This is a genomic window from Bacillus sp. TH50 (assembly GCF_016650565.1).
Taxonomy (GTDB): Bacteria; Bacillota; Bacilli; order Bacillales; family Bacillaceae_G; genus Bacillus_A; species Bacillus_A mycoides.
This window is the reverse complement of record NZ_JAEKFM010000006.1, coordinates 1-18,135: the sequence shown is the minus strand read 5'-3', so window position 1 is coordinate 18,135 and position 18,135 is coordinate 1. Positions and strand designations below refer to the sequence as shown.

The window sequence follows — 18,135 nt, the reverse complement described above, 5'->3', positions numbered from 1 at the left end:
CGTCCTACTCTCACAGGGACAAGGTCCCAACTACCATCGGCGCTAGAGAGCTTAACTTCCGTGTTCGGTATGGGAACGGGTGTGACCTCTCTGCCATCATCACCAAACTGATGAAGGTATATTCCTTCAAAACTAGATAACGTTGCTTCATATTATATGGTTAAGTCCTCGATCTATTAGTATTCGTCAGCTCCACATGTCACCATGCTTCCACCTCGAACCTATCAACCTGATCATCTTTCAGGGATCTTACTAGCTTACGCTATGGGAAATCTCATCTTGAGGGGGGCTTCATGCTTAGATGCTTTCAGCACTTATCCCTTCCGCACATAGCTACCCAGCTATGCCCTTGGCAGAACAACTGGTACACCAGCGGTGCGTCCATCCCGGTCCTCTCGTACTAAGGACAGCTCCTCTCAAATTTCCTGCGCCCACGACGGATAGGGACCGAACTGTCTCACGACGTTCTGAACCCAGCTCGCGTACCGCTTTAATGGGCGAACAGCCCAACCCTTGGGACCGACTACAGCCCCAGGATGCGATGAGCCGACATCGAGGTGCCAAACCTCCCCGTCGATGTGGACTCTTGGGGGAGATAAGCCTGTTATCCCCGGGGTAGCTTTTATCCGTTGAGCGATGGCCCTTCCATGCGGAACCACCGGATCACTAAGCCCGACTTTCGTCCCTGCTCGACTTGTAGGTCTCGCAGTCAAGCTCCCTTATGCCTTTGCACTCTACGAATGATTTCCAACCATTCTGAGGGAACCTTTGGGCGCCTCCGTTACACTTTAGGAGGCGACCGCCCCAGTCAAACTGCCCACCTGACACTGTCTCCCGGGTCGATAAGACCCGTAGGTTAGAATTTCAATACAGTCAGGGCGGTATCCCACCAGCGCCTCCACCGAAGCTAGCGCTCCGGTTTCAATGGCTCCCGCCTATCCTGTACAAACTGTACCAAAATTCAATATCAGGCTACAGTAAAGCTCCACGGGGTCTTTCCGTCCTGTCGCGGGTAACCTGCATCTTCACAGGTACTATAATTTCACCGAGTCTCTGGTTGAGACAGTGCCCAAATCGTTACACCTTTCGTGCGGGTCGGAACTTACCCGACAAGGAATTTCGCTACCTTAGGACCGTTATAGTTACGGCCGCCGTTTACTGGGGCTTCAGTTCAGAGCTTCGCTTACGCTAACCCCTCTCCTTAACCTTCCAGCACCGGGCAGGTGTCAGCCCCTATACTTCGCCTTACGGCTTCGCAGAGACCTGTGTTTTTGCTAAACAGTCGCTTGGGCCTATTCACTGCGGCTTTCCGTTAAGAAAGCACCCCTTCTCCCGAAGTTACGGGGTCATTTTGCCGAGTTCCTTAACCAGAGTTCTCTCGCACACCTTAGGATTCTCTCCTCGCCTACCTGTGTCGGTTTGCGGTACAGGCACCTTTTATCTCGCTAGAAGCTTTTCTTGGCAGCGGGGAATCAAAGACTTCGCTCCATAAGGAGCTTCCCCATCACAGCTCAGCCTTCACGATAAGCGGATTTGCCTACTTATCAGCCTAACTGCTTGGACGTGCACAACCAATCGCACGCTTCTTCTATCCTTCTGCGTCCCTCCATTGCTCAAACGATAAAGAGGTGGTACAGGAATATCAACCTGTTGTCCATCGCCTACGCCTGTCGGCCTCGGCTTAGGTCCTGACTAACCCTGAGCGGACGAGCCTTCCTCAGGAAACCTTAGGCATTCGGTGGACGGGATTCTCACCCGTCTTTCGCTACTCATACCGGCATTCTCACTTCTAAGCGCTCCACCAGTCCTTCCGGTCTGACTTCACTGCACTTAGAACGCTCCCCTACCACTGATACCATTGGTATCAATTCGCAGCTTCGGTGGTGTATTTAGCCCCGGTACATTTTCGGCGCAGAGTCACTCGACTAGTGAGCTATTACGCACTCTTTAAATGGTGGCTGCTTCTGAGCCAACATCCTAGTTGTCTAAGCAACTCCACATCCTTTTCCACTTAATACACACTTTGGGACCTTAGCTGGCGATCTGGGCTGTTTCCCTCTTGACTACGGATCTTATCACTCGCAGTCTGACTCCTAAGGATAAGTCATTGGCATTCGGAGTTTGACTGAATTCGGTAATCCGATGAGGACCCCTAGTTCAATCAGTGCTCTACCTCCAAGACTCTTACACTTAAGGCTAGCCCTAAAGCTATTTCGGGGAGAACCAGCTATCTCCAGGTTCGATTGGAATTTCTCCGCTACCCACACCTCATCCCCGCACTTTTCAACGTGCGTGGGTTCGGGCCTCCATTCAGTGTTACCTGAACTTCACCCTGGACATGGGTAGATCACCTGGTTTCGGGTCTACGACCACGTACTAAACGCCCTATTCAGACTCGCTTTCGCTGCGGCTCCGCCTCTTCAGCTTAACCTCGCACGGGATCGTAACTCGCCGGTTCATTCTACAAAAGGCACGCCATCACCCATTAACGGGCTCTGACTATTTGTAGGCACACGGTTTCAGGATCTCTTTCACTCCCCTTCCGGGGTGCTTTTCACCTTTCCCTCACGGTACTGGTTCACTATCGATCACTAGGGAGTATTTAGCCTTGGGAGATGGTCCTCCCAGATTCCGACGGAATTTCACGTGTTCCGCCGTACTCAGGATACATTCAAGAGAGAACGAAGTTTCGACTACGGGGTTATTACCCTCTGTGACGGACCTTTCCAGGTCGCTTCGTCTACCTCGTTCCTTTGTAACTCCGTATAGAATGTCCTACAACCCCAAGAGGCAAGCCTCTTGGTTTGGGCTAGATTCCGTTTCGCTCGCCGCTACTCAGGAAATCGCATTTGCTTTCTCTTCCTCCAGGTACTTAGATGTTTCAGTTCCCTGGGTCTGTCTTCCATACCCTATGTATTCAGGTAAGGATACCATACCATTACGTATAGTGGGTTTCCCCATTCGGAAATCTTCGGATCAAAGCTTACTTACAGCTCCCCGAAGCATATCGGCGTTAGTCCCGTCCTTCATCGACTCCTAGTGTCAAGGCATCCACCGTGCGCCCTTTCTAACTTAACCAAACTAAAATTAAAAAAATATGAGCTACACTGTTATCTAGTTTTCAAAGAACATACATTTAAACTTGAGAGATAGTTCTCTCAAAACTGAACGAAACAAAACAAGTCAACGTTTATTGATGAACTGCGTTCATCAATTCTCCATAGAAAGGAGGTGATCCAGCCGCACCTTCCGATACGGCTACCTTGTTACGACTTCACCCCAATCATCTGTCCCACCTTAGGCGGCTGGCTCCATAAAGGTTACCCCACCGACTTCGGGTGTTACAAACTCTCGTGGTGTGACGGGCGGTGTGTACAAGGCCCGGGAACGTATTCACCGCGGCATGCTGATCCGCGATTACTAGCGATTCCAGCTTCATGTAGGCGAGTTGCAGCCTACAATCCGAACTGAGAACGGTTTTATGAGATTAGCTCCACCTCGCGGTCTTGCAGCTCTTTGTACCGTCCATTGTAGCACGTGTGTAGCCCAGGTCATAAGGGGCATGATGATTTGACGTCATCCCCACCTTCCTCCGGTTTGTCACCGGCAGTCACCTTAGAGTGCCCAACTTAATGATGGCAACTAAGATCAAGGGTTGCGCTCGTTGCGGGACTTAACCCAACATCTCACGACACGAGCTGACGACAACCATGCACCACCTGTCACTCTGCTCCCGAAGGAGAAGCTCTATCTCTAGAGTTTTCAGAGGATGTCAAGACCTGGTAAGGTTCTTCGCGTTGCTTCGAATTAAACCACATGCTCCACCGCTTGTGCGGGCCCCCGTCAATTCCTTTGAGTTTCAGCCTTGCGGCCGTACTCCCCAGGCGGAGTGCTTAATGCGTTAACTTCAGCACTAAAGGGCGGAAACCCTCTAACACTTAGCACTCATCGTTTACGGCGTGGACTACCAGGGTATCTAATCCTGTTTGCTCCCCACGCTTTCGCGCCTCAGTGTCAGTTACAGACCAGAAAGTCGCCTTCGCCACTGGTGTTCCTCCATATCTCTACGCATTTCACCGCTACACATGGAATTCCACTTTCCTCTTCTGCACTCAAGTCTCCCAGTTTCCAATGACCCTCCACGGTTGAGCCGTGGGCTTTCACATCAGACTTAAGAAACCACCTGCGCGCGCTTTACGCCCAATAATTCCGGATAACGCTTGCCACCTACGTATTACCGCGGCTGCTGGCACGTAGTTAGCCGTGGCTTTCTGGTTAGGTACCGTCAAGGTGCCAGCTTATTCAACTAGCACTTGTTCTTCCCTAACAACAGAGTTTTACGACCCGAAAGCCTTCATCACTCACGCGGCGTTGCTCCGTCAGACTTTCGTCCATTGCGGAAGATTCCCTACTGCTGCCTCCCGTAGGAGTCTGGGCCGTGTCTCAGTCCCAGTGTGGCCGATCACCCTCTCAGGTCGGCTACGCATCGTCGCCTTGGTGAGCCGTTACCTCACCAACTAGCTAATGCGACGCGGGTCCATCCATAAGTGACAGCCGAAGCCGCCTTTCAATTTTGAACTATGCAGTTCAAAATATTATCCGGTATTAGCCCCGGTTTCCCGGAGTTATCCCAGTCTTATGGGTAGGTTACCCACGTGTTACTCACCCGTCCGCCGCTAACTTCATAAGAGCAAGCTCTTAATCCATTCGCTCGACTTGCATGTATTAGGCACGCCGCCAGCGTTCATCCTGAGCCAGGATCAAACTCTCCAATAAAGTTAGTTTGTCTAGCATCTAAAAATAAAAATTGACGTTCACGTTGTTTGTTTCGTTCAGTTTTCAAAGAACTACTCGGTCGCTCATTTGCGACTTCCTTATGTTAACATCTTCGTTAGTTAATGTCAACTAAGTTTTTTATTTCGTTTGTCGCTTTCTGCGTTGTTGCTATCGGCGACTTGTCCTATATTACACCTCTATATAATAATAGTCAACATTTCTTTTTCATTTTCTACAAAAAAATTCCACACACTCATACCTCATCTTTATTTTACATATATATAATCAAGATACATGAAAGGAGTGCATCAATTGTTGGATCCCTCCTTATTACACATCATTAGTACTAATGCAAGAAGCCCACACTATCATAGAAACTTTCCTCTCATTCTATTTTGGAGTCAAAAAAGTGGTTGTACTTCCCTTGCTAAGTGGTTTTTTTACCAGGTTGATTTATTACAAACAGCTTTAAACTATCACCCCTTCATCCATAATTTCGAATATGAAATATACAAAAGTACACCGGCCTATAATATACGGCTAAGTGTAGCACTACGAGATAAACAAAAGGAAACTTTCAAACTGGTTCGCAATCCGTTTAGAAGAGCAGTCAGTTCTTTCGTGTCCTTAATTGCACCTCCTTATGTAGAAAATGAAGAATGGAAACCCATTCGAAAGTTTTTATATCAAAATGAAAATTCTCCTAAAGGAATCTCATTCAAACAATTTTTATACTACCTATTTACTAAAGGTGCTCATGCAAATGATATTAACGCTCACTTTACACAACAATATATAGCAGGTGAAGAAGAGTATGTAACCAATTATATATACTTAGAAAATTTCGATCAGGAAATGAAAGAATTAGAAAAACGTTTCGAATTAAAACCTGCACCGATAAATGAGTTTTCAACATCATGGCATCATCAAACCCCTGCCATGATTTATAAAGGGAATTTCAGCGATGCCGATATTACTGATCCTTTATTCCCTCGTCACCCGACTTTTGAAAGCTTTTATGATGATGAATGTATACAGCTCGTCAAAACAATATTTCAAAAAGATTTCGATACATATAGATATAACAAAGAATATCCCTACTAATTTAAGTCCATTATCTTCGCTAAATATAAAAAGATACCTTATACATATATATGAGGTATCTTTTTAACATTTAAACTATATAAAACATACAATTTAACAGTCCCTACTATCCATTTTATTCCCCTTTAATAGATTACGTAACTTTTGCTTATCCGCCCATCCTACTCCAATTAAAACTAGACTCCCTCCCATTATTATCTTCCATGTCAGAGATTCATTTAATAGGATAATTGAAGTAATGATACTTATTAACGGCAATCCATTTAAGTACAGTCCACTTATTGATGCTGAGACCGTCTCTAGCGCTTTATTCCAGAACCAATATGCTAAAATTGTTGCCCCGATAACAAGGTATACTACACTAAATCCAATCTTCCATGTTTCGATTTTTGGGAAACCGTAGTAAAAAATTTCTATCATTGCAAATGGCAACACAATAGCTGCACCTATCATTAGTGTTACTGTAGTGAAAACTTTATTAGATAAACGTCGTTCTTGTTTTGGCCGTTTTAACAAAACTGTGTAGAACGCAAATAAAAAGGTACTTAATAAAATAAGTATATCTCCTATTAAAGACACCTCTTGATTAGTATCGCTAGATGGAATTGTAATAAAGAGCACTCCTATAGCGCCCAACATAATCCCGATCCAATAATCCATCTGAATTTTCTCTTTCAGAAAGAACGCTGAAAAAAGAATTGTAACTAATGGCAATGCAGCATCAATAATACTAACATGTAATCCACTTGTTAAAGAAATACCATAGGATGTGAACATAAAGTACCCAGCTACACCAGTAAAAGACAGTAAACTCATTCTTTTCCACGGAATATGTTTATGTATAACTGCTTTTTGTAGTTCGTTAAATGAGAAAAACATACAAATTCCACCCGCAAAGAAAAGACGAATAAATAACAAAGTAAACGGTTGAATGGATTCTAATGCCCATTTCGTTGGTGCAATGGCTGTCCCCCATAATATAACAGCCACTAATAACATGCATATTTCTTTCATAATCCCCCACACCCATCAAAAAATATATGTTAGCTACCTTAATTATAGATTTTTTCTTATGTAAAATCCCTTAAAAATACAAAAAGGTTATGTGAAAAAGAACTGGATAGCTATTTTTCACATAACCTTTTCATATAAGATCAAAAACATTATTATTCATTCGACAACTAAATTAACATAAAAAGGTAATCCCTACCTTCAATTTATATTTAAACGTATTACTTTATCATCCGAATTTTATTTTATACCATTTCTATTTCATTATTTTTTCATCTTTAGGGTTATTAAATTTACGGATTTTAACCTTCGGTAAATAAAAATAAACACAAAAAAACCTAAGTCGAAACGACTTAGGTTTTTGCTTGGCGACGTCCTACTCTCACAGGGACAAGGTCCCAACTACCATCGGCGCTAGAGAGCTTAACTTCCGTGTTCGGTATGGGAACGGGTGTGACCTCTCTGCCATCATCACCAAACTGATGAAGGTATATTCCTTCAAAACTAGATAACATTAGCTTCATATTATATGGTTAAGTCCTCGATCTATTAGTATTCGTCAGCTCCACATGTCACCATGCTTCCACCTCGAACCTATCAACCTGATCATCTTTCAGGGATCTTACTAGCTTACGCTATGGGAAATCTCATCTTGAGGGGGGCTTCATGCTTAGATGCTTTCAGCACTTATCCCTTCCGCACATAGCTACCCAGCTATGCCCTTGGCAGAACAACTGGTACACCAGCGGTGCGTCCATCCCGGTCCTCTCGTACTAAGGACAGCTCCTCTCAAATTTCCTGCGCCCACGACGGATAGGGACCGAACTGTCTCACGACGTTCTGAACCCAGCTCGCGTACCGCTTTAATGGGCGAACAGCCCAACCCTTGGGACCGACTACAGCCCCAGGATGCGATGAGCCGACATCGAGGTGCCAAACCTCCCCGTCGATGTGGACTCTTGGGGGAGATAAGCCTGTTATCCCCGGGGTAGCTTTTATCCGTTGAGCGATGGCCCTTCCATGCGGAACCACCGGATCACTAAGCCCGACTTTCGTCCCTGCTCGACTTGTAGGTCTCGCAGTCAAGCTCCCTTATGCCTTTGCACTCTACGAATGATTTCCAACCATTCTGAGGGAACCTTTGGGCGCCTCCGTTACACTTTAGGAGGCGACCGCCCCAGTCAAACTGCCCACCTGACACTGTCTCCCGGGTCGATAAGACCCGTAGGTTAGAATTTCAATACAGTCAGGGCGGTATCCCACCAGCGCCTCCACCGAAGCTAGCGCTCCGGTTTCAATGGCTCCCGCCTATCCTGTACAAACTGTACCAAAATTCAATATCAGGCTACAGTAAAGCTCCACGGGGTCTTTCCGTCCTGTCGCGGGTAACCTGCATCTTCACAGGTACTATAATTTCACCGAGTCTCTGGTTGAGACAGTGCCCAAATCGTTACACCTTTCGTGCGGGTCGGAACTTACCCGACAAGGAATTTCGCTACCTTAGGACCGTTATAGTTACGGCCGCCGTTTACTGGGGCTTCAGTTCAGAGCTTCGCTTACGCTAACCCCTCTCCTTAACCTTCCAGCACCGGGCAGGTGTCAGCCCCTATACTTCGCCTTACGGCTTCGCAGAGACCTGTGTTTTTGCTAAACAGTCGCTTGGGCCTATTCACTGCGGCTTTCCGTTAAGAAAGCACCCCTTCTCCCGAAGTTACGGGGTCATTTTGCCGAGTTCCTTAACCAGAGTTCTCTCGCACACCTTAGGATTCTCTCCTCGCCTACCTGTGTCGGTTTGCGGTACAGGCACCTTTTATCTCGCTAGAAGCTTTTCTTGGCAGCGGGGAATCAAAGACTTCGCTCCATAAGGAGCTTCCCCATCACAGCTCAGCCTTCACGATAAGCGGATTTGCCTACTTATCAGCCTAACTGCTTGGACGTGCACAACCAATCGCACGCTTCTTCTATCCTTCTGCGTCCCTCCATTGCTCAAACGATAAAGAGGTGGTACAGGAATATCAACCTGTTGTCCATCGCCTACGCCTGTCGGCCTCGGCTTAGGTCCTGACTAACCCTGAGCGGACGAGCCTTCCTCAGGAAACCTTAGGCATTCGGTGGACGGGATTCTCACCCGTCTTTCGCTACTCATACCGGCATTCTCACTTCTAAGCGCTCCACCAGTCCTTCCGGTCTGACTTCACTGCACTTAGAACGCTCCCCTACCACTGATACCATTGGTATCAATTCGCAGCTTCGGTGGTGTATTTAGCCCCGGTACATTTTCGGCGCAGAGTCACTCGACTAGTGAGCTATTACGCACTCTTTAAATGGTGGCTGCTTCTGAGCCAACATCCTAGTTGTCTAAGCAACTCCACATCCTTTTCCACTTAATACACACTTTGGGACCTTAGCTGGCGATCTGGGCTGTTTCCCTCTTGACTACGGATCTTATCACTCGCAGTCTGACTCCTAAGGATAAGTCATTGGCATTCGGAGTTTGACTGAATTCGGTAATCCGATGAGGACCCCTAGTTCAATCAGTGCTCTACCTCCAAGACTCTTACACTTAAGGCTAGCCCTAAAGCTATTTCGGGGAGAACCAGCTATCTCCAGGTTCGATTGGAATTTCTCCGCTACCCACACCTCATCCCCGCACTTTTCAACGTGCGTGGGTTCGGGCCTCCATTCAGTGTTACCTGAACTTCACCCTGGACATGGGTAGATCACCTGGTTTCGGGTCTACGACCACGTACTAAACGCCCTATTCAGACTCGCTTTCGCTGCGGCTCCGCCTCTTCAGCTTAACCTCGCACGGGATCGTAACTCGCCGGTTCATTCTACAAAAGGCACGCCATCACCCATTAACGGGCTCTGACTATTTGTAGGCACACGGTTTCAGGATCTCTTTCACTCCCCTTCCGGGGTGCTTTTCACCTTTCCCTCACGGTACTGGTTCACTATCGATCACTAGGGAGTATTTAGCCTTGGGAGATGGTCCTCCCAGATTCCGACGGAATTTCACGTGTTCCGCCGTACTCAGGATACATTCAAGAGAGAACGAAGTTTCGACTACGGGGTTATTACCCTCTGTGACGGACCTTTCCAGGTCGCTTCGTCTACCTCGTTCCTTTGTAACTCCGTATAGAATGTCCTACAACCCCAAGAGGCAAGCCTCTTGGTTTGGGCTAGATTCCGTTTCGCTCGCCGCTACTCAGGAAATCGCATTTGCTTTCTCTTCCTCCAGGTACTTAGATGTTTCAGTTCCCTGGGTCTGTCTTCCATACCCTATGTATTCAGGTAAGGATACCATACCATTACGTATAGTGGGTTTCCCCATTCGGAAATCTTCGGATCAAAGCTTACTTACAGCTCCCCGAAGCATATCGGCGTTAGTCCCGTCCTTCATCGACTCCTAGTGTCAAGGCATCCACCGTGCGCCCTTTCTAACTTAACCAAACTAAAATTAAAAAAATATGAGCTACACTGTTATCTAGTTTTCAAAGAACATACATTTAAACTTGAGAGATAGTTCTCTCAAAACTGAACGAAACAAAACAAGTCAACGTTTATTGATGAACTGCGTTCATCAATTCTCCATAGAAAGGAGGTGATCCAGCCGCACCTTCCGATACGGCTACCTTGTTACGACTTCACCCCAATCATCTGTCCCACCTTAGGCGGCTGGCTCCATAAAGGTTACCCCACCGACTTCGGGTGTTACAAACTCTCGTGGTGTGACGGGCGGTGTGTACAAGGCCCGGGAACGTATTCACCGCGGCATGCTGATCCGCGATTACTAGCGATTCCAGCTTCATGTAGGCGAGTTGCAGCCTACAATCCGAACTGAGAACGGTTTTATGAGATTAGCTCCACCTCGCGGTCTTGCAGCTCTTTGTACCGTCCATTGTAGCACGTGTGTAGCCCAGGTCATAAGGGGCATGATGATTTGACGTCATCCCCACCTTCCTCCGGTTTGTCACCGGCAGTCACCTTAGAGTGCCCAACTTAATGATGGCAACTAAGATCAAGGGTTGCGCTCGTTGCGGGACTTAACCCAACATCTCACGACACGAGCTGACGACAACCATGCACCACCTGTCACTCTGCTCCCGAAGGAGAAGCTCTATCTCTAGAGTTTTCAGAGGATGTCAAGACCTGGTAAGGTTCTTCGCGTTGCTTCGAATTAAACCACATGCTCCACCGCTTGTGCGGGCCCCCGTCAATTCCTTTGAGTTTCAGCCTTGCGGCCGTACTCCCCAGGCGGAGTGCTTAATGCGTTAACTTCAGCACTAAAGGGCGGAAACCCTCTAACACTTAGCACTCATCGTTTACGGCGTGGACTACCAGGGTATCTAATCCTGTTTGCTCCCCACGCTTTCGCGCCTCAGTGTCAGTTACAGACCAGAAAGTCGCCTTCGCCACTGGTGTTCCTCCATATCTCTACGCATTTCACCGCTACACATGGAATTCCACTTTCCTCTTCTGCACTCAAGTCTCCCAGTTTCCAATGACCCTCCACGGTTGAGCCGTGGGCTTTCACATCAGACTTAAGAAACCACCTGCGCGCGCTTTACGCCCAATAATTCCGGATAACGCTTGCCACCTACGTATTACCGCGGCTGCTGGCACGTAGTTAGCCGTGGCTTTCTGGTTAGGTACCGTCAAGGTGCCAGCTTATTCAACTAGCACTTGTTCTTCCCTAACAACAGAGTTTTACGACCCGAAAGCCTTCATCACTCACGCGGCGTTGCTCCGTCAGACTTTCGTCCATTGCGGAAGATTCCCTACTGCTGCCTCCCGTAGGAGTCTGGGCCGTGTCTCAGTCCCAGTGTGGCCGATCACCCTCTCAGGTCGGCTACGCATCGTCGCCTTGGTGAGCCGTTACCTCACCAACTAGCTAATGCGACGCGGGTCCATCCATAAGTGACAGCCGAAGCCGCCTTTCAATTTTGAACTATGCAGTTCAAAATATTATCCGGTATTAGCCCCGGTTTCCCGGAGTTATCCCAGTCTTATGGGTAGGTTACCCACGTGTTACTCACCCGTCCGCCGCTAACTTCATAAGAGCAAGCTCTTAATCCATTCGCTCGACTTGCATGTATTAGGCACGCCGCCAGCGTTCATCCTGAGCCAGGATCAAACTCTCCAATAAAGTTAGTTTGTCTAGCATCTAAAAATAAAAATTGACGTTCACGTTGTTTGTTTCGTTCAGTTTTCAAAGAACTTGTTTGCCGCTCATTTGCGACTCCCTTATGTTAACATTTTCATATTTCAATGTCAACCAAGTTTTTTTATTTCTTTTGTCGCTTTCTGCGTTGTTGCTATCGGCGACTTGTCCTATATTACACCTCAATACTCTAATCGTCAACACCTTTTTATAAAGAAATTTAATTTAGTACCTTTGCACTCTTTTAACTCTAGATAAGGACCTACAAAGATCTCATTAAAATAGAAACCATCGTCTACTTTTCTTTACCAATCTATTCTTCTAAATACTATTCCATTTAGGCACTTCTCTATTTCAAAGGACTCGCTTCCCCCATCTTACCGAACTCATACAATTGATTCTTTTCAGCTAAACTAGCAACCTTATTTTAACAATTAATAGTATATAATTAGAAAGTTGCTTTATTTTTTATTACCGCTCCCTATCCCCCTTTGTTTATCAAGTTGTAATATCAATAACATTCTATTAGAAACAGGTGACGATATGAAAGATATACGTATTCTTATAGCAGATGACGATAAAGAAATTCGAGACTTATTAAAAAGATATTTAGAACGAGAATTATATATGGTAGATACTGCAATTAATGGCGAAGAAGCGTTGTGCTTATTTAACCAAAATAACTACAACCTCGTTATATTAGATCTTATGATGCCGAAAGTAGATGGTATCGAAGTGTGTAGAAAACTTAGAGATACAACCAACATTCCTATATTAATGCTAACTGCTAAAGATCACGAAGTTGATAAAATTTTGGGCTTAAGCATAGGTGCTGATGATTATATTACGAAACCTTTCAGTATTCACGAAGTGGTTGCAAGAGTAAAAGCTCTTATGCGACGTTTTTTAGTTCTTGGAAGTAACACTAACGTACAAGAGAAAACAACTTTAACATTTAAAGGACTAACTATCGATTTTAAAAAATACACAGTCCATACGAACGGAAAAGAAATCAACTTAACTGGAAAAGAACTTGAACTATTAAAATTCTTCGCTTCAAACCCAGAGCAAGTATTTACGAAAACACAACTCTTTCGGAATGTATGGGACGATAATTATATAGAAGATGATAATACAGTTATGGTGCATATTAGAAAGCTTAGAAAGAAAATAGAAATTGATTCTTCCAATCCAAAATTCATTCAGACTGTATGGGGAATCGGTTATAAGTTTGTAGGTGAAAAGGTTGAAAAATGATAAGGTCCTCTTTCTTATTTCATTACAACTTATCATTTGCGGACTTTTAAATATAGATATGGGATACCATGTAAAAATATCTTTATTTAGTGCTCTTATCATAATCACAATATATCTTTTCTTTTCAAGAGTTCACTTTATTCAAAGCAACGAATCGATGGTTACTAAATTAAGCCGTGCACTTAAAGGGAATTTACAAACGAGGCTATTCACAAATAACGACCGTTCACTAAATAGTATCGTGTTTTCAATAAACGACTTAATAACTGCATTAGAAAAGGGTCAGATCGAAGCAAGGAAATCCCAAGAAGCTAGAAAACAACTTTTATCTAATATCTCACATGATATCCGGACACCACTTACTTCTATTATTGGATATATTGATGCTTTAAAAGATGATGTCGCTGCTTCTGAAGTAGAAAAGCAAGAATATCTTGAAATACTTTATAAGAAATCGAATGACTTAAAACATCTGGTCGATGAAATCTTTAATATGGCCAAGCTAGATGCTGATGAATTTCCATTAAAAGAAGAAGAACTCGATTTTTCTGAGGTTACTAGAGAAGTATTAATCGAATTTTTACCCGAGCTATCAAAACATAACATTGAACTACAAGTTCTCATACCAGAATCTACTTCCCCTATTATTGCAGATCACCTTAGCCTTATACGAATTATAGGTAATCTAATAAAAAACGCTATCCATCACGGAAAAGCTGGGAAAATAGTAGGAGTCGAACTACTAGAAACCAATACAGAATATGAGATTCTTATTTGGGACAAGGGACCCGGTATTCCAAAACATGATTTACAAAACGTATTTAAGCGGATGTACCGCAGCGAACAATCAAGAAATCCTTCTTACGGTGGTAGTGGCCTCGGACTTTCTATTTCTAAAGCCCTCGTTGAAAAAAATGGTGGGCGTATATGGGTTGACAGTATTCCTTGGGAACGAACTACTTTTGGTTTTTCCGTCCCAAAACACACTACTTTTAAGAAATAATTAAGAAATGATTAATACGCAGTTAAACCTTCCTTTTTATTATGTAATTAAGAACTTATAGAAAGTAGGTGCCCCCTATAAATACAATTATAAAAACGACAAACCTTACTAAAGTTTATGGGAACCAAAAGTCAGTAGATAATCTAAATATAAATGTACAGCAAGGAGAGATTTATGGATTCATAGGGCGTAACGGTGCTGGTAAAACAACTACAATCCGTATGCTGCTTAGTCTTATAAAACCTACAAGTGGAAATATAGAAATATTCGGTGAGGATTTACTTCGGAATCCAAAAGACACTTTAAGAAGAATCGGTTCTATCGTTGAAGTCCCAGGATTTTATGAAAACTTAACTGCAAGAGAGAACTTATTAATTAATGCAAAGATAATTGGAGTTCACAAAAGGAATGCAATTGAAGAAGCATTAGAAATTGTAGGCTTGCAGCACGAAACAAAAAAATTAGTAGGAAAATACTCTTTAGGAATGAAGCAACGCTTAGGAATCACCCGTGCTCTTCTCCATTATCCTGAACTACTCATACTAGATGAACCAACTAACGGACTAGATCCAATCGGTATTAAAGAAATGCGAAAACTCATTAAATCTTTAGCTCAAGACAGAAATATAACGATACTCATTTCTAGTCATATATTAGCTGAGGTGGAACAACTAGTCGATCGTATGGGAATTATTCATGAAGGAAGGTTATTAGAAGAAGTTTCTCTTGATACACTGCGTAAAGCCAATCGTAAGTACATAGAATTCCAGGCAAATAATGACAATAAAGCTGCAATGCTATTAGAAAAGCATTTTCAAATTTTTGATTATGAGGTACATGATGAAGGAAATATTCGCGTTTATTCTCACTTTGGACAGCAAGGACACATTAACAGAACGTTAGTTCGAAACGATATTGAAGTATTAAAAATTGTGATGAGCGAAGATAGACTAGAAGATTATTTCACAAAACTAGTTGGGGGTGGCGCAATTGGTTAATCTTCTTTATACAGAACTATTAAAATTGAAACGATCCAATATGTTTTTGATTAGTATTATCGGAGCAGGTGTCGCGCCATTTTTAGTGGTTGTAGCTTCTTATATACACCTGAAGACAAAGCAGCCTACTCCAACTATTTTATTTGGTCAACTGTTCACTGAAGTTAACCTATACACTACTTTAATTATAGGATTCCCCTTATATGGAGTTGTAATCGCTTATCTATTTACCCGTGAATACACGGAAGATACATTAAAAAACTTGCTAACTATCCCAGTATCACGTATTAACTTTATTATAAGTAAGTTTATCCTTCTATTCCTTTGGATCATGATGCTAACTTTAGTTGCTTGGACGCTAACTTTATTATTAGGACTAATAGGTAGCTTCCCTGGGTTTAGTATCACCTTACTTTTAGGCTCTCTCGTAAAATTTTTAATATGTGGTGGACTTCTCTTTCTTTTGTCTTCACCTATTGTACTACTAACTCTTGTAATGAAGACCTATGTACCGCCTATTATATTAACAATCATTATTACAATGACTAACCTTATGATCGTAAATTCAAAACATAAAGACCTATTCCCATGGACCGCTACTCTAGATATAGCAAATAACGAATTACAACCGACTTATCCACCAGAGTATTCTTATATCATCATTGCAGTAACAGCTATTTTCGGATTTATTACAACACTATTCTATTTTAAAAGAGTAGATATTCATTAATCTATAGGAGTGAAACTATGAGCGATCTTATCATTGCCTTCATACTTGGCATTGTAGAAGGGTTAGCTGAATTTTTACCCATCTCTTCTACTGGCCATCTTATATTAGTCGGACATTTATTAGGTTTTGAAGGAGAAAGGGCAAAAACGTTTGAAATTGTCATACAGTTAGGGGCAATTTTAGCTATCGCGATTTTATATCATAAACGCCTTGTTTCTTTATGTAATATTAAACCCCTTCTACGGAAAGAGAAAAAATTCAATGCATTACATGTTTTTCTCGGCGTATTCCCAGCAGTAGTTGTTGGCTTATTATTACATGATGTTATTAAAACATACTTATTTCAGCCGTATACTGTCGTAATCGGACTTGTAGCAGGAGCAATTCTTATGCTTTTTGCAGAAGCAAAAAAAGCAGAGGCAACCGCCTTTTCACTAGATGATTTAACATACCGTCAAGCATTAACAATTGGATTATTTCAATGCTTAGCAGTATATCCTGGCTTCTCTAGAGCGGGCTCTACTATTTCTGGAGGTCTATTAGCGAAAGTAAATTATAAGGCTGCATCTGAGTTCTCTTTTCTCATTGCTCTTCCTGTAATGGTTGGAGCTACAGGCTTAGACTTATTAAAAAGTTGGAAGTATTTAAGTGCGGATGATATTCCTATGTTTGCTATAGGATTCATTACCTCTTTTATAGTAGCAATGCTAGCGGTAGTAACCTTCCTGAAGCTTTTAGAAAAGATAGGTTTAAAACCTTTTGCATATTATCGTATTTTGTTAGCTATTGTATTTACACTTTTCGTATTGCTATAGCTTCATATAAGTCACATATTATTAAACCGATATTCAAGGAATATCGGTTTTTATCTATTTCACCTCTAGTATTACTCACTTCGATATGGCATAGTGGATAATAGATCAATATTAATAATTAGAATATTCTTTACTTATAATCAACACTTCATTAAAATATGTAACGTTAAAAGCTATATTTGAAATCCGAACCTAGTAATAGCATTTCTTCTTTATACACATATACTAAAGTAAAAATAAGCACCTCAATTGATTGAGTCTACCCATTACACCACGATAGAACTAACGTTCCCACCTCTTTGCTATACATCACTTCTTCCTTGTTTCTATATTTATGGAAGAGAAGTACATGTAGGTGATACATTGTCTGGCATTGATCCTAATTTTATTGCAGCCCAAATCACAAATAGACTACATAACAACTATATCCATTGCCATACGAAACAATTCGAAAATCAAACATCCTGCCTATTAATATGGGCGTCTACGTAGAAAATGGTCATAAATGGACAGAACGAGTTTATAAACCATATTCCTTCAGCGTATTACTTGTATTAATCCGTAATACAACAACCCAGATTTTATATGACTACAAAACTATTACAAATAAGCAAGTTGCTCAAGGCTTATAAAAAAATGAATTTTAACTAAAGTGAGGTAAATATACAAATGAATCCATTAGCACAATCATACTGGGATACTTATTGGGGAAACAATGAAAAACCAGAATCTGTTACAGCTTGGCAATTTGGTGATTCTCCTGATTATCTCGCTCAATTATTCATTGATGGTGTGAAAACCGCAACATGCTCCGGCCATATTTTTTATGAATTAGAAAATGAACTACTACCAACAACTAACGATTATAGTATTGTACTCAATAGTCAGGATGAACCTGTAGCTATTATTAAGACAATAGAAGTAACTATAATGCCAATGAATGAAGTGACTGAAGAATTTGCTATAGCTGAGGGTGAAGGCGATCGTACCTATAGTTACTGGAGAGATACCCATATTCAGTTTTTTACAAAGGAACTAAGCGAACTTGGTCTTAGTTTTTCTGAAGATATGCTGCTCGTTTGCGAACGTTTTAAGCTTATCGATGTAAAAAACAAAGTGAAGCTATGATAAATAACGATTTTACCGGAAATCCATACTAGATAAATACATTTATCTTTAAACAAATAAGCTTGTTATCAATGGATTTCTTGAGCCATTAATAACAAGCTTATTTCATTAAACACAAAAAAGACGAGTCATTCTGACTCGTCTTAAAG

General features: G+C 42.7%; 9 protein-coding genes, 6 rRNA genes and 1 pseudogene. 9 read left to right on the top strand and 7 right to left on the bottom strand.

Going from position 1 to position 18,135, the window contains the following annotated elements; translation table 11 throughout:
* From rrf (JFU23_RS17235) to JFU23_RS17225, 3 genes are all read right to left on the bottom strand, one after another.
* Positions 1-107 (bottom strand): 5S ribosomal RNA (gene rrf / locus JFU23_RS17235); the annotation flags it as partial.
* Between the two features lie 49 nt (positions 108-156).
* Positions 157-3,078 (bottom strand): 23S ribosomal RNA (locus JFU23_RS17230).
* Positions 3,079-3,224: 146 nt separating this feature from the next.
* A 16S ribosomal RNA gene (locus JFU23_RS17225) occupies positions 3,225-4,776 on the bottom strand.
* A 312-nt stretch (positions 4,777-5,088) separates the two neighbouring features.
* On the opposite strand from JFU23_RS17225, the gene JFU23_RS17220 reads away from it, so the two are divergent.
* Positions 5,089-5,880 carry a sulfotransferase family 2 domain-containing protein gene (locus JFU23_RS17220; protein ID WP_002191765.1) on the top strand — a complete coding sequence of 264 codons (792 nt, stop codon included), beginning with the start codon at positions 5,089-5,091 and terminating at the stop codon, positions 5,878-5,880.
* Positions 5,881-5,973: 93 nt separating this feature from the next.
* On the opposite strand, the gene JFU23_RS17215 is transcribed toward JFU23_RS17220, so the two are convergent.
* From JFU23_RS17215 to JFU23_RS17200, 4 genes are all read right to left on the bottom strand, one after another.
* Positions 5,974-6,894, bottom strand: coding sequence for a DMT family transporter (locus JFU23_RS17215; RefSeq protein WP_002140184.1), 921 nt, complete (start codon positions 6,892-6,894; stop codon positions 5,974-5,976).
* A gap of 360 nt (positions 6,895-7,254) precedes the next feature.
* A 5S ribosomal RNA gene (rrf, locus tag JFU23_RS17210) occupies positions 7,255-7,370 on the bottom strand.
* A gap of 50 nt (positions 7,371-7,420) precedes the next feature.
* Positions 7,421-10,342: ribosomal RNA gene (locus JFU23_RS17205) — 23S ribosomal RNA — on the bottom strand.
* A gap of 146 nt (positions 10,343-10,488) precedes the next feature.
* Positions 10,489-12,040, bottom strand: a 16S ribosomal RNA gene (locus JFU23_RS17200).
* A 558-nt stretch (positions 12,041-12,598) separates the two neighbouring features.
* Between JFU23_RS17200 and JFU23_RS17195 the strand changes: the two genes are divergently transcribed.
* The 8 genes and pseudogenes from JFU23_RS17195 to JFU23_RS17170 all read left to right on the top strand — a co-directional run bounded on the left by JFU23_RS17195 (position 12,599) and on the right by JFU23_RS17170 (position 17,986).
* On the top strand, positions 12,599-13,312 hold the full coding sequence (locus JFU23_RS17195) for a response regulator transcription factor (RefSeq protein ID WP_000651971.1): 714 nt from the start codon (positions 12,599-12,601) through the stop codon (positions 13,310-13,312).
* A complete protein-coding gene (locus JFU23_RS17190) occupies positions 13,302-14,315 on the top strand; it encodes a sensor histidine kinase (RefSeq protein ID WP_137056860.1) in 1,014 nt (337 codons plus the stop codon). Before JFU23_RS17195 ends, JFU23_RS17190 begins: the two co-directional genes overlap by 11 nt.
* Positions 14,316-14,383: 68 nt before the next feature.
* On the top strand, positions 14,384-15,313 hold the full coding sequence (locus tag JFU23_RS17185; protein WP_201032358.1) for an ABC transporter ATP-binding protein: 930 nt from the start codon (positions 14,384-14,386) through the stop codon (positions 15,311-15,313).
* Entirely contained in the window at positions 15,306-16,043 is a 738-nt protein-coding gene (locus JFU23_RS17180) for an ABC transporter permease (protein WP_201032357.1), read from the top strand. The genes JFU23_RS17185 and JFU23_RS17180 overlap by 8 nt, the downstream gene beginning before the upstream one ends.
* A gap of 17 nt (positions 16,044-16,060) precedes the next feature.
* Positions 16,061-16,858, top strand: a complete 798-nt coding sequence (gene bacA / locus JFU23_RS17175) for an undecaprenyl-diphosphate phosphatase (protein WP_201032356.1) — start codon at positions 16,061-16,063, stop codon at positions 16,856-16,858.
* A gap of 312 nt (positions 16,859-17,170) precedes the next feature.
* Positions 17,171-17,302 (top strand): annotated as a pseudogene (locus tag JFU23_RS31220) (hypothetical protein); the annotation flags it as partial.
* 32 nt (positions 17,303-17,334) lie between these two features.
* The gene (locus JFU23_RS30255; RefSeq protein ID WP_170972581.1) at positions 17,335-17,490 is read left to right on the top strand and encodes a hypothetical protein; all 156 of its coding nucleotides are present in this window, start codon (positions 17,335-17,337) and stop codon (positions 17,488-17,490) included.
* A 37-nt stretch (positions 17,491-17,527) separates the two neighbouring features.
* Entirely contained in the window at positions 17,528-17,986 is a 459-nt protein-coding gene (locus JFU23_RS17170) for an ASCH domain-containing protein (protein WP_201032355.1), read from the top strand.
* Positions 17,987-18,135 lie beyond the last annotated feature (149 nt).